The following is a 222-nucleotide window of genomic DNA, read 5'->3' as shown; positions in this document are numbered from 1 at the left end:
GCTAGCACCTTTGGCTGATAATATTTGTAGGTTATCATTGTACTTACGTAAATCTGCCACTTGCTCTTCTAAGGCTTTTGATCTTGCTGAAGCCGATGCTTTTTCCTCTAAACATGAATTTAATTTAACAGTAGCAGAGTTAAGCAAATCTTGAGTTTCTTTTTGTTTTTCTTGTAAGGCGGTGTACTCTTTTTTAGATACACATGAGCTTAACAATAATAC

The 222-nt window shown here is 34.7% G+C and carries 1 pseudogene; it reads right to left on the bottom strand.

Features of this window, described 5'->3' with window-relative positions:
* Positions 1 to 222 (bottom strand): annotated as a pseudogene (locus FUA24_RS25925) (hypothetical protein); the annotation flags it as partial.

The organism is Seonamhaeicola marinus (genome assembly GCF_008085455.1).
The sequence above is the reverse complement of the archived record's forward strand: the minus strand, read 5'-3'. Positions and strand labels throughout refer to the sequence as shown.